We start from the raw sequence: 13,541 nt of genomic DNA, 5'->3' as shown, positions 1-13,541 counted from the left end.
GAATGAGAGCGACATACTGGAGAAATGGCAGAGCGGTCGAATGCGGCGGTCTTGAAAACCGTTGACTGTAACAGGTCCGGGGGTTCGAATCCCTCTTTCTCCGCCAAAAGAAGTTTCAAAAGAAACTTAAATCAAAACCTCAAAGTTAAACTTTGAGGTTTTTTGTTTTTAGCATCTATTCTATCCAAAAATTCCATCGTAATTCTCTTTATGAGAAACGGTAAATTTTATTCTTGATTATTAAATTTAGAATTGTTATTTTACTCACTCCACAAAACAAAAATACTCAATGATAAAGTTTCCCAGGTTAAGAACCACATTTAATAAAGGTGTAACTCTGCCAAGCCTAATTTTTATAATTTTTATAACTCTACTATCTGCAATTTACCCTAAACTAACTGAAAACGCCTTAAACTCAATAAAAGGCTTCATATTCGTTAATCTCAACTGGGTATACGTTTGGGCAGTTACCATATTTGTAATCTTCCTTGTTTATTTAATGTTTAGCAAATATGGTAATATAAAACTGGGAAAAAATGACAGTAAACCTGAATATTCTTTTTTCTCATGGATTTCAATGTTATTTGCTGCAGGAATGGGAATAGGATTAATGTATTTTAGTGTAGCCGAGCCAATGCAGCATTATTCTAACGAAATATTTTCAGGAAGCCATTACATTAATAGGGCAAAAAATGCTCAGCTTTACACTTTTTTCCACTGGGGCATACATGCATGGGCTATATATGGAATAGTTGGCTTATCCCTCTCCTATTTCGCTTACAGGTATAGGTTACCATTATCTCTTAGAAGTTGTTTTTATCCATTACTAAAAAACAAGATAAACGGAAAACTGGGTAATGCCATTGATATTTTTGCTTTATGCAGTACTTTTTTCGGTATCACAACTACTCTGGGATTTGGTGTGGTACAAATCAATTCAGGACTACAAACATTAAATATAGTCTCAGATAATAGTTTTATCAATCAAATACTAATTGTAAGCATATTGGTCACTATCTCAATTATATCGGCTGTTGCCGGAGTTAATAAAGGAGTGAAGCTATTAAGTAACATCAATATAATCAGTGTAATTATTCTATTACTTTTTGTTTTGTTACTAGGACCAACAGTATACTTACTTGGAAGCTTTACCGAAGGTATAGGTAACTACATCAACAATTTCTTTAATCTTACCTTTAGTACTCATGTTTATGACGAGGAAACATTACCCTGGTTTTACAACTGGACTATTTTATACTGGGCATGGTGGATATCATGGTCACCTTATGTAGGTTTGTTTATAGCTAAAATCTCAAAAGGGAGAACAATAAGGGAGTTTATTTCGGCTGTACTTATACTTCCTACCCTATTCAATTTTATCTGGATGTCAGTTTTTGGTAACAGCGCTATATGGTTTGATTTGCATGAAGCAAAAGGAGCACTTAGTAGGCTTTCCGATAATCCCGATGCGCTAATGTTTCGCTTTTTAGAATACCTACCCTTCCCTGCCATTGTGAGCTTTTTGGTAATTGCCATTATAATTATATTTTTTGTAACCTCTGCCGATTCCGGGATATTTGTAATGAACAGTATCGCTACAAAAAATGCAAAAGTTTCACCAAAATGGCAAACTGTATTATGGGGGTGCCTACTTGCAGTATTATCACTTTTCCTTTTAAATGCCGGAGGTCTAAAAGCTTTACAAAGCATGACGTTAATAACTGCATTACCCTTTTCGGTTATTATAATACTATTTATGATAAGCCTTACTAAAGCTCTAACAATAGATCAAAATTATTATGACAGAGAGTTTTCGGTATCAACCGTTTCCTGGTCGGGAGAGTTCTGGAAAGAACGTTTAAAACAAATTATCTCTTTTAATGATAAAAATACAGTTGATGATTTTATAGAAACAAAGGTAAAACGCGCTTTTATTGAGCTTCAGGAAGAATTTAACAGCAATGAAATAGAGACCAAAATAAATGAATACGAAAATCCAAAAAGAGTTGAAATTGAAATTCATTATGATATAGTAAACAACTTTATTTATGGTGTAGAAAATAAGTCGAGAAGTGTTTCTGAATATCTTATTAATGAAGATAACTTACCCGATATAGATGAAAATAAAACCTTTTACCCTTATGCATACTTTGGAGATGCCCGCGAAGGATATGATGTTCGACTGTTTACAAAAAACGAATTGATATCTGATGTATTAAAGCATTACGAAAGGTTTATTGAAATTATAACCGAACAAAAAAATGAAATGTTTATAAGTAGCAATAACAACAGAAAAATGAAATAAATGAGTCGTACTAAAATAGGTTGACAATTAATATAATAATCCCGACTATTAAAGGTAGTCGGGATTATGATTTTTATATACTTTACTGAAAATGCGGTTGTATTAATCTTGTAATCACTATTTATTTTTGCCAAATGACAAAAACTTCCTGCATAATGATTGCTAACTTTACCAAATGGAACAGCTCATTGAATATATTTTACAGTTTAGCAATTTAAATGCACAGCAAATTGAACTTATTTCAAAAAATTCAACTGAGAGGGAATTGCATAAGGATGAATATTTTGCTGAAGCCGGTAAAAAGTTTGACTACTATGCTTTTGTTTTAGAAGGGGTTTTTCGTATTTGTTACTACAACAAAAAAGGGGAAGAAATTACTAAGTATTTTATTGAGGAAAAGCACTTTATAGCAAACCCTTACGGTGCTGAACCTTTTACTGAATACATACAGGCTGCTACTGACAGTAAACTGATTGTTTTTTCCCAACAGCAATGGAAAGAACTCTCTAATACAATTATAGACTGGGACTCTATTACCAATAAAATATTTAATAATGCTTTAATAAAAAAAGTAGACAGGATGAGTTCGCTGGTTTCTGAAGATGCCACAACACGATACCTTATGTTTTTAGAAAAATTTCCAACACTTGTAAATCGCATTCCCCTCTCCTATATAGCTTCTTATCTTGGAGTTACGCAATCGTCACTAAGCAGGATTCGAAAAAATATCCGTTAAGTTACTTTTTGCCAAATGGCAAATGTTTTAAATTCCATTTAATAGAACTTTGTATTGTTAATCAAAAAAAGTAAAAAAAATGAGTTTTAAAGAAACAATTACAATTGGTGCCAATACAAATACCCCATTAACTGTAAAACGATTAGGTTATGGCACTATGCAGTTACCCGGAGAGTATGTTTGGGGTGAGCCTAAAAACAGAGATGAAGCCTTACAAATTTTAAAAACAACTTCTGAACAAGGAATTAACTTTTTAGACACAGCCGATTACTACGGACAGGATGTAACTAACCGACTTATTAAAGAAGCGTTATATCCTTATAAAAACGACTTGGTAATATGTACAAAAGTAGGTGCAAACAGAGGTGAAGATAAAAGCTGGGGCGTTTATGATAAACCTGAGGATTTAAGGGTCAGTATTGAAAATAATTTGAGAACCCTAAAAACAGAACAGATACAACTGGTACATTTCCGTGTAATGCCTGGCTCAACTACACCTTTTGAAGAATCATTGAATGCCATGTTCGAGATGCAAAAAGAAGGAAAAATTATGCATGTAGGTTTGAGCAACGTAACACCGGAAGAATTAAATAAGGCTTTAACTATGGGAAATGTAGCCAGTGTTGAAAATGCATTTGGCTATGAGCGACGCACAAGTTTTTCGGCACACGGAATGGAAATAAGAGGACTGCAGGAAGTAATGGACATTTGTATAGTTAATAACATATCTATGATTCCGTTTTTCTCATTACAAAGCTCTTTACACAACAAGGAAAATAAAATCGCTGAGATTGCAAAAAAATACAATGTATCACCGGCACAAATAAACCTAGCTTGGCTATTACATTATAATGATTTGATTTTACCTATTCCAGGGACTTCAAAACTGAATCACTTAAATGAAAACATTAAAGCTTTTGATATAAGTCTTACCGATGAAGATATGGCATTTTTAGGATAATCCGTCATAAAACAAAAAGGTATGGTTTAGCTGTGCCTTTTGGTTTTTATTCTTTCCTATTATTTTTAAAGTAGCTTACTTAACTTAATAATGAACGAAATAAAAATAATGCAGAACAACATTTTTTCATTTACTAATTGAATTGACATATTACGTTTAAACGGTATCCCCTTCTGGAAATAACGGGTATAAATTATGGTAATAGGTATGCTGATCCCAGGGAAAATCAACTTGTGAAAAATGTGTATCTGCTAAAAACTGAGTTAAATCAACAGGTTTTACATAATCAAACCTGTTCTTTATATCAGATATATATTCTAGCTCTCCATTTTCAAAATAACTAAACTCAAGCAACCTGTCAGATAACTCTCCCTCATAAACATTTTCATAGAAATACTTATATGCCTCTTTTATAACATTTGTATTTATATCGTAATCTATATCTACAAATCTTCTGTTATTTGAATCAAAAACAGTTTTTCCTTTAAATTTTATAACTTTCTCTAATGAATACTCTGTCCAGTCCCATAAAGTATAATGACCATTAGTTTGCATGTTATTATATATAATACACCTTTTATTCAAAATAGGATCACAAAACTCATTAAGTATAGTATTAATATCTTCACTATCATTTAAAAAATAGTGCGTAATTCTATATCTACCTTTACGAGAATTTCCAAGATGAGTTCTTTTTTTTAAAAACCCATCTATATAAATATCTTCATAATACCCTTCATATGTTAATCGTTCATCCTCTGTAATAGGATCTAACGTTTCACTTAAATATTTTGTGACTATAGCCATATCAATTTTTGTATTCTCTATAAACTCTATTTTATAAATATTTAAAATTAGTTCTTTTTTATAAGAATAAACTCAAATAAACGGTTTTTAGTATTAATCGATTATCAAATCATTGAGTGAGTTATATTTTATGATTCGGGTTTTTGCATGTACAATTGACTTATGACATATATCATATTTTAAGTTCACACTAACATCTTAATTTGCCTAAAACAAATTAAGATGGAATACTGGAAAAAATTTACACACAGCGAGCGCTTAAAACATATTAAAAAAGCATTACACAACAACGTAAACTTCTCTGAAGATCCTTCCCTTGGATATCCAGCATCACAGCTGGACGAAAAGGTTTTTAACGACGAGGCTCCGTTTTTAAAAGACAGTCCCGTACTGCAATCGTTTGTAGCAAACCCAAATCATATAGGCTGCCATACCTTTGGCACATCTGAAAAAGCTTTTAAAGGCACTCAGGATATTGAAAAGGAAGTACTCAATATAGTAGCTGTTGATATTTTTAAGGCTCAGCCTGATTCATTTGACGGCTATATAGCTCCGGGAGGTACCGAAGCTAACATACAGGCATTATGGGTGTACCGAAATTACTTTATAAACGAATTAAATGCTTCTCCTAATGAAATAGCCATAATAGCATCGGAAGATACCCACTACTCTATCCCAAAAGGTTCAAACCTGTTAATGATTGATTTCATTAAAATACCTGTCGATTTTGAAAATAGATCGGTTAAAAAACCGGCTTTAGAAAGCAGTATTGAAAAAGCAATCACTAACGGTAAAAAATACTTCATCATAGTAGCCAACATGGGGACTACCATGTTCGGGTCTGTAGATGATGTAAATACTTATGTAGCTGTAATGGAACAAAACAATCTACCTTTCAAACTACATATTGATGCTGCTTACGGCGGATTTATATATCCGTTTAGTAATACAAACAGCGATATAAACTTTAATAACCCAAACATTAGTTCTATAACAATAGATGCCCATAAAATGTTACAGGCACCTTATGGTACCGGGATTTTTATCTGTCGTAAAGGACTTATTGAAAATGTATTGACCAAAGAAGCCGAGTATGTTGAGGGAATGGATTTAACCCTGTGTGGCAGCCGATCGGGAACCAACGCTGTTGCGGTTTGGGCAATACTTGCTACTTACGGTCCACATGCGTGGTTTGAAAAAATAAGTATACTCCAAATGCGAACAACATGGCTATGTAATCAATTAGATGAGTTGGGTATAAAATACTTTAGGAATCCATATATGAATATCGTAACCATTAAGGCTGAAGGCATCCCTGAAGAACTGGCTCACAAATTTGATTTAGTACCCCAAAAACATGATGAAACAAATCAGTGGTATAAAATCATTGTAATGGGACATGTTGAGGTAGAAGATTTATTGCAGTTTATAAATGAACTTAAGGCTGCCAGAAATGTTTCTGTTATCAGTTAAATAAATCAGGCATTTATACCTAAAAAAATCAAACAGGTAGTATTACGGTATAATTATAATTATTAAGTAATTAAATTTGAGATGTACTTAATTAACCATACCCATGCTAGAATCAAACCTTAAAACTCCGGGAGTATATATAAATGAAATCAATGCATTTACTAATTCTGTTGTACCGGTACCTACTGCCATGCCAGCCTTTATAGGATATACACCACAGGCTGAATATGAAGGAAAATCATACACTAATAAGGCACTAAAAATAACTTCATTCGCTAAATTCAAAGCCATATACTGTATACCGGATGCTGCAGCTCCGGCAGATCCTTCAAAACAATATAATCCACAGTATTATCTGGTAAAACAGGATACAGAACCTACAAGTGGCGACTATTTACAGATAAACGGTACTTTTTATTCCATTGTTCCTGATCCCAATACTATTTACTATTTATACAATAGTATCAGGCTATTTTATGAAAATGGTGGTGGTGATGCTTATATTGTTTCTGTAGGAGGATATGGTGAACCTTCTGGGACCCCTGCTGCTATTGGTAAAAACATAGTAAATCCTAATGTAAAATTAAATGACCTTTTAAAAGGCTTGGCTTTACTTCAAAATGAAGAGGAGCCTACCATGTACATCTGCCCCGAAGCAACACTATTATCTGTAACCGATAACGGAACTCTTATGCAAAAAATGTTATTGCAATGTACAGAAAAAGAAAACCCTATATCTATATTTGATATTATAGGTGGTAATAATCCCGACCCTATACTTTACACTAATGACATTGAAACCTTTAGAAACAATACCAGCAACAACGGATTAAACTATGGGGCTGCCTACTACCCTTTTGTAGGTACAACAGTAATGCAAAGTAATGAAATTGATTATACTAATCTTTTTGGCGGAGATATAAAACAACTGGCAGCTATACTAAAAGAAGGTGACGATAACAACGATACCCTTAATCAGTTATTGAATACTATTCAAAATCCGGGGAAAGATGCTTTAACCGTTTCACAATACAATAATGCTCTTGTAAATGTAAGTAAAACGTATTCCCAAATTATAAAACATATACTTGCTAATGTTAACATGTTACCTCCAAGTGGTGGAATGGCAGGAGTAATAACAGTGACAGATAATACAGTTGGAGTTTGGAACGCACCCGCCAATACATCTATTGTAGGAGCTAGTTCGCTTCCTATAAAGCTTAATGATGCCCAACAGGCTAATTTAAATATAGATGCCGTTAGTGGTAAATCAGTAAATGCAATACGTTTTTTTAACGGACGGGGAATATTAGTTTGGGGAGCAAGAACACTTGATGGCAACAGTAATGACTGGAGGTATATCTCTGTAAGAAGAACAGTGTCCTATATACAGCAATCCTGTAAACTGGCTATGGAGGCTTATGTTTTTGAACCTAATACAGTAAATACCTGGTCGGCAGTAAAATCGTGTATTAGTAGTTTTCTAACCTCTTTATGGAAAGAAGGGGGATTACAGGGCGTAAAGACATCAGATGCTTTTTCGGTTGAATGTGGTTTAGGTACTACAATGACTCCCGAAGATATACTTAACGGATTCATGAATGTTACAATTAAAGTGGCAGTTACGCATCCGGCAGAATTTATTGTTATTACACTACAGCAGCAAATGGCTGTGAGTAGTTAAATACAAAAACATTAATACTTTATTAAAATAATTTCTCTGAGGGATTGAGTAATTTTATAGGATAATATTTAAATTTTTAATTATCACTATGAAAAATAAAGTTATTATTATTACTGGTGCCGCTATGGGATTAGGCTTTGCAGCCGCCGAAGAATTAGCTTCAAAAGGAGCAAAATTAGTTTTAGTTGATTATAATGAGGATGCCCTGAAAGAAGCTTTTGAAAAGCTGGATTCTGATAATAACGGACTAGATGCTATTTCAATAAAAGCTGATGTTTCAAACGAAGAACAGGTTAAAAACTATGTTAACAAAGCTGTAGAAAAATACGGTCGAATAGATGGTTTTTACAATAATGCCGGTATAGAAGGACGACAGGCTCCCTTAACCGAATATGATGTGGATATCTTTAAAAAAGTTATAGACATTAACCTTATGGGAGTTTATTATGGTATGCGATATGTAATACCTGTGATGCAAAAACAAAAGTACGGACGTATTGTAAATGTAGCATCTGTAGGCGGTATACGCGGGGTATTAAATCAAACTCCATATGTGGCTAGTAAACATGCAGTGTCAGGTATGACTAAAAATGCAGCTATAGAATATGGTAAAGACGGAATTTTAACCAATGCCATAGCCCCTGGTGCCATATTAACACCAATGGTAGCCGAAGCTTTTAAACAGGTAAATCCGGATGATCCAAAAGCCGCTGAAGCAGAATATGCACAGCGTAACCCTACCAGAGCACTAGGTGATCCTAAAGACGTAGGGAAGTTAGTATCATTTTTAATCAGTGATGAAAATGGTTATGTTAACGGACAAACCATTGCTATTGACGGTGGTGAATCTAACCTGTATGGTAATTCATAAACCAAAACAAGTCTAAAATATAAAAGCCTTCCCCAGCAGGAAGGCTTTTTATTACTTAATACTCAATGCTCCTGACGGGCATTTGGCCACCTGATCAATCAGTTCTTCTGAAGAGGCATTCTCAGGTTTAATCCAGGGCCTCTCCTTAGGGTTATATACTTTAGGCAATGTTTTTACGCAAATACCCGAATGTATACACTGTTTCTGCTTCCATAGTATAGTAACCTCTCCGTTAGAATATTCACGAACATCCATAATTTCATAGTTTTTATTTACTACAAGTTACTTCATTTCAGGTAATAAAACAAAATTTCAATTATGTTATCTAAAATGATTTTATTACTAAAGTAAAACCTTTATTGATTATATATACTCGGCTTTATTTATTAAAATAACTTTCGGTATTAACCTTATTGCACTCTCCATATACCTTTTGTCCCCAATTACCTTTGTCTCCTAAAGCACGTCCTTTAATAAGCCATGCTATACCAAAAACTAATAATGACAAAGCCTCAAAAATTAATGTTGAATAAGGAAACAGTTTAAACTTTGCCGATACAGGTACCATTATTATAAATACTAATATAGAGTAACCACAAAAACGGTAAATATTATTTTCATTCACAGCGCTTTTAGGAACATCTGCTTCTTGTTTATGTCCTATAGTAAATACATTAATTGACAAGAGTGAAAAAATGAGAAATAACATTCCGGCAAAACCATAATGTAACGCTCCCAACCAAGCATTAGGATACGGGATAAGAGTATATATCTTTTGGGTAATAACCTCGGGGTTTGTAGGTACCATAGCTACGCCAATAGCCATTATCCCAGCAATATTGGTAAGTAAATTATCATTTTTCCATATAGATGGATTACCATGACCTTTGTAGCGTATTAAAAACAAACCAACAGCACACAGTGTACCGGTAAAAATTTCCCTGAAGTTGGTGTAATAATAATGACTGATTGACGATTGTACACTGGTCTCAAAAAAATCTATAAATGAGAGAATAACCAAAACTATAGGTAAAAATATTCCTAAATAACCTATAGCTCTTCTTATCCTTCGGTAAGAATATATATCAAAAACCGGTATTTCTGTTTTTGGCATTTCCATAATTGATTAGATTTGGTTTCTGTAAAATTATCAATATATTGAAACCTATTTATAGGTAAAACTACCTATTTAATATAAGGGTTTTCACTATTTAACTATAAACCAAACACCTGTAACTTTGGAAGGCAAAACCGAATCACTTAAAAACAGAGGCAAAAGCTCTGAAGATGATAAACTTTTTGGTAACCAAAAAGAACAGCTAAAAATAACCGAAGGGCTTAAAGATATGTATTACCTTTTAAGCAGGGATTTCCCTGCAAAAGCATCTGTAGGGCTTGTAGGTAACCGATACCGCCTTAAAACAAGACAAATAAAAGCATTACAGGGAATGTCTGCTTCCGGTCAGGATGTTGCTTTCAGAAAAAGTAAAGAACTCACTCCAGGAGAATTAAAAGGTAAAACTATTTACCTTGATGGTTTTAATGTAGTAATACTGTTTGAAACTTTACTATCAAAAGGATTTATTTTTAGAGGTCTTGATGGGTGTTACAGGGATATATCTTCTGTTCATGGTACTTATAAAAGAGTAAGCCAAACACAGGAAGTACTTGTTACTGTAGGGGAAATATTTGATAACCTGGAACTGGAAAAAGTGATATGGGTATTTGATGCTCCCGTATCAAACAGCGGAAAAATGAAAAGCTTTTGTTATGAACTGGCACAACAACATAACTTTAAATGGGAAGTACTCCTTGATAATTCTCCCGATAAATTTTTGTGTGAAGGAGAAAAACTGGTTTGCTCGTCAGACGCGTGGATACTAAACGAATGTAAACAATGGTTTGATTTAGGAAGTTATGTAATTAATAACCTGTTTCCAAATACAAAACCAACTTATATAATAGAACCATAAAAAAATCCCCAGCAATGCAGGGGATTTTATATTTAAAATAAGATTTCCTTATTCATCTCCATGTAAAAATGCCTGCCTGTTTAATAGTGTTTCTTCACTTTCAACATGGTCATCATCAGGTACACAGCAGTCCACCGGACATACAGCAGCACATTGAGGCTCCTCATGGAAACCTTTACACTCTGTACATTTACCAGGTACAATGTAATATAAGTCGTCTGAAATAGGCGTTTGAGCCTCATCGGCATCTATCTCTTCTCCGTTTGGTAATACAATTTTACCACTTAAACTTGTACCGTCTTTATATCTCCAGTCATCGGCACCTTCATATATTGCCGTATTAGGACACTCGGGTTCACATGCCCCACAGTTTATACATTCGTCTGTTATTATGATTGCCATAGCTTGTTTTATTTTTTAATAATGTAAATTTGCACAAAATTACGTCCAAAACTATTCATAAGCAAATCTAATGACTTTAGCCGAAAGAAAAACAGCCTTTGTTGAATTAGGTAAATTTTTAGGTCAGTTTTCTGCCGAAAGCACTACTCCAAAAGAGGGTGTAAAGAACAACGACTTATTTTTTGATAACTTTTCTAACCTGATAGAGCTATCACAATCACACAATAACTGGTTTACTAAGGATGAGGTCTATTTCGCATTACAATCCTGGGCTAATGCCCTAACCCCTGATAATCTGGATAAATGGTTAAATAATTATAATCTGGATAATATAGAACCTAAAACCATAGGCCTTATTTTAGCAGGCAACATTCCGCTTGTTGGGTTTCATGATTTAATTTCGGTATTAATTACAGGACACACAGCTTTGATTAAGACATCATCAAACGATCAGCACTTACTGCCGTTTTTAGCCAAATACCTTATTGCAGTTGAACCCCGTTTTGAAAATACTGTTACTTTCATCGAGCAAAAACTGGAAGGCTTTGATGCCGTTATTGCCACAGGTAGTAATAACACTGCTCGTTATTTTGAATACTATTTTAAAGATAAACCATCTATAATCCGTAAGAACCGTAACTCTGCCGCTATACTTACAGGTAACGAAAGTAAAGAAGAATTGGTAAGACTTGGAGAAGATATCTTCAGGTATTTTGGTTTAGGGTGTCGTAACGTATCAAAACTTTTTGTGCCTAAGGATTATGACTTCACTCCGTTTTGGGAGGCCATATATGAATACAGGGATATTATACAGTATGAAAAATATGCCAACAACTACGATTATAACAAAGCCGTTTTCCTAATGAGTAACTTTAAAATTCTGGACAATGGTTTTTTAACTATAAAAGAGGACTCTGGCTACCCCTCTCCTATCTCGAGTGTTTTTTATGAGTTTTATGAAAGTACAGATGCTATTAAACAGCGTATTGAAACCGATAAAGAACTGATTCAGTGCATTGTTACTAACATAGATGGTATTAACGGAAAAGTTGCTTTTGGAGACACACAAAAACCACAGCTTTGGGATTATGCAGATGGTGTGGATACAATTGCATTTTTATCAAAAATATAGCGGAATAATTCAAAATATTTTGGAAACTTTTTTGCCGTTATCTAATGGATATTTTGGAAATTTGTAGCACGCATTCTATCTATTTTTAATTTGTCCCATGAAAAAACACAATTTCAGTGCAGGTCCCTCAATCCTGCCACAAGAAGTATTTGAAAAATCTGCTCAGGCAGTCCTTGATTTTAATAATTCAGGGCTTTCTATCCTCGAAATCTCACACAGAAGTAAAGATTTTGTTGCCGTTATGGAAGAAGCCAGAGCCACAGCGCTTGAGCTTTTAGGGCTGGAAGGCAAAGGTTATAAAGCACTTTTCCTAACCGGAGGTGCCAGTATGGAGTTTGTAAGAGTTCCGTACAACCTGTTAAAAGAAAATGGCAAAGCTGCTTATCTTGATACGGGAACATGGGCTTCGGGCGCTATAAAGGAAGCTAAACGTTTTGGCACTACTGAGGTTATAGCATCATCCAAAGACGAAAACTACAACTATATACCTAAAGGCTTTGCTTTACCGGCAGATGCCAATTATTTACACTGTACAAGTAATAATACCATCTTCGGGACACAAATGCACAGTTTCCCTCAAACCAATGTGCCTTTGGTTTGCGATATGAGTTCAGATATTTTTTCAAGAGAACTGGATTTTTCTAAATTCGGAATTATATATGCCGGAGCTCAAAAAAATATGGGACCTGCAGGTACTACCCTTGTTATAGTGAAAGAAGATATACTTGGCAATACCGGAAGAAACATCCCTGGGATTTTAGATTACAGTCAGCATATCGCTAAAGAGAGTATGTACAATACCCCTGCGGTATTCCCTGTATACACTTCACTTTTAACCCTTCAATGGATTAAAAAAAATGGTGGTATTGCAGCTTTAGAAAAGAAAAACAATGAAAAGGCCGAACTCCTTTATAATGAAATTGACCGTAACCCTTTGTTTAAAGGTACTGCAAAAACCGAGGACCGCTCTAAAATGAACGTAACCTTCCTTTTAAAGGATGAAGCACATACAGAACAGTTTGATAAACTTTGGAAAGAAGCTAGCATTAGCGGTATTAACGGACACAGGTCTGTTGGCGGATACAGGGCTTCCATTTACAATGCCATGCCATTAGAGAGCGTTAAGGTACTTGTAGATGCAATGAAGGAGTTTGAAAGAACTGTATAAATTTTAATCATCAAATCTTAAGAGAACAA

At 34.3% G+C, this 13,541-nt stretch carries 13 protein-coding genes and 1 tRNA gene; 10 read left to right on the top strand and 4 right to left on the bottom strand.

Annotated features, from left to right (window positions below; genetic code table 11):
* Positions 1 to 18: 18 nt before the first annotated feature.
* The 4 genes from V3Z67_RS01305 (at position 19) to V3Z67_RS01290 (ending at position 4,002) form a co-directional block, all read left to right on the top strand.
* A tRNA-Ser gene (locus tag V3Z67_RS01305) sits at positions 19 to 106 on the top strand.
* 183 nt (positions 107 to 289) lie between these two features.
* On the top strand, positions 290 to 2,305 hold the full coding sequence (locus V3Z67_RS01300; RefSeq protein WP_330441619.1) for a BCCT family transporter: 2,016 nt from the start codon (positions 290 to 292) through the stop codon (positions 2,303 to 2,305).
* 175 nt (positions 2,306 to 2,480) lie between these two features.
* Positions 2,481 to 3,041, top strand: coding sequence for a Crp/Fnr family transcriptional regulator (locus V3Z67_RS01295; protein ID WP_330441618.1), 561 nt, complete (start codon positions 2,481 to 2,483; stop codon positions 3,039 to 3,041).
* Positions 3,042 to 3,120: 79 nt separating this feature from the next.
* Entirely contained in the window at positions 3,121 to 4,002 is an 882-nt protein-coding gene (locus V3Z67_RS01290; RefSeq protein ID WP_330441617.1) for an aldo/keto reductase, read from the top strand.
* A gap of 156 nt (positions 4,003 to 4,158) precedes the next feature.
* On the opposite strand, the gene V3Z67_RS01285 is transcribed toward V3Z67_RS01290, so the two are convergent.
* Complete coding sequence (locus V3Z67_RS01285; protein ID WP_330441616.1) at positions 4,159 to 4,809, bottom strand: hypothetical protein; 651 nt, start codon at positions 4,807 to 4,809, stop codon at positions 4,159 to 4,161.
* A gap of 222 nt (positions 4,810 to 5,031) precedes the next feature.
* On the opposite strand from V3Z67_RS01285, the gene V3Z67_RS01280 reads away from it, so the two are divergent.
* The 3 genes from V3Z67_RS01280 (at position 5,032) to V3Z67_RS01270 (ending at position 8,837) form a co-directional block, all read left to right on the top strand.
* Positions 5,032 to 6,282, top strand: a complete 1,251-nt coding sequence (locus V3Z67_RS01280; protein ID WP_330441615.1) for a pyridoxal phosphate-dependent decarboxylase family protein — start codon at positions 5,032 to 5,034, stop codon at positions 6,280 to 6,282.
* 103 nt (positions 6,283 to 6,385) lie between these two features.
* Positions 6,386 to 7,966, top strand: coding sequence for a phage tail sheath family protein (locus V3Z67_RS01275; RefSeq protein WP_330441614.1), 1,581 nt, complete (start codon positions 6,386 to 6,388; stop codon positions 7,964 to 7,966).
* 88 nt (positions 7,967 to 8,054) lie between these two features.
* Entirely contained in the window at positions 8,055 to 8,837 is a 783-nt protein-coding gene (locus tag V3Z67_RS01270) for a glucose 1-dehydrogenase (RefSeq protein WP_330441613.1), read from the top strand.
* Between the two features lie 51 nt (positions 8,838 to 8,888).
* On the opposite strand, the gene V3Z67_RS01265 is transcribed toward V3Z67_RS01270, so the two are convergent.
* Both V3Z67_RS01265 and V3Z67_RS01260 read right to left on the bottom strand, forming a co-directional pair.
* Positions 8,889 to 9,092 (bottom strand): (4Fe-4S)-binding protein, encoded by a 204-nt coding sequence (locus tag V3Z67_RS01265; protein ID WP_330441612.1) that lies wholly within the window; start codon positions 9,090 to 9,092, stop codon positions 8,889 to 8,891.
* 124 nt (positions 9,093 to 9,216) lie between these two features.
* Positions 9,217 to 9,957, bottom strand: coding sequence for a hypothetical protein (locus tag V3Z67_RS01260; protein WP_330441611.1), 741 nt, complete (start codon positions 9,955 to 9,957; stop codon positions 9,217 to 9,219).
* A gap of 118 nt (positions 9,958 to 10,075) precedes the next feature.
* Between V3Z67_RS01260 and V3Z67_RS01255 the strand changes: the two genes are divergently transcribed.
* Positions 10,076 to 10,810, top strand: coding sequence for a DUF434 domain-containing protein (locus V3Z67_RS01255; protein ID WP_330441610.1), 735 nt, complete (start codon positions 10,076 to 10,078; stop codon positions 10,808 to 10,810).
* A 48-nt stretch (positions 10,811 to 10,858) separates the two neighbouring features.
* Here V3Z67_RS01255 and V3Z67_RS01250 read toward each other — a convergent pair whose 3' ends face one another.
* Positions 10,859 to 11,212, bottom strand: a complete 354-nt coding sequence (locus tag V3Z67_RS01250; protein WP_330441609.1) for a 4Fe-4S dicluster domain-containing protein — start codon at positions 11,210 to 11,212, stop codon at positions 10,859 to 10,861.
* A gap of 70 nt (positions 11,213 to 11,282) precedes the next feature.
* On the opposite strand from V3Z67_RS01250, the gene V3Z67_RS01245 reads away from it, so the two are divergent.
* Positions 11,283 to 12,344, top strand: coding sequence for an acyl-CoA reductase (locus V3Z67_RS01245; protein WP_330441608.1), 1,062 nt, complete (start codon positions 11,283 to 11,285; stop codon positions 12,342 to 12,344).
* A gap of 97 nt (positions 12,345 to 12,441) precedes the next feature.
* Complete coding sequence (serC, locus tag V3Z67_RS01240) at positions 12,442 to 13,512, top strand: 3-phosphoserine/phosphohydroxythreonine transaminase (protein WP_330441607.1); 1,071 nt, start codon at positions 12,442 to 12,444, stop codon at positions 13,510 to 13,512.
* Positions 13,513 to 13,541 lie beyond the last annotated feature (29 nt).

Origin of the sequence: Flavobacterium sp. C4GT6, from assembly GCF_036347315.1 — a bacterium.
GTDB lineage: Bacteria > Bacteroidota > Bacteroidia > Flavobacteriales > Flavobacteriaceae > Flavobacterium.
The sequence above is the reverse complement of the archived record's forward strand: the minus strand, read 5'-3'. Positions and strand labels throughout refer to the sequence as shown.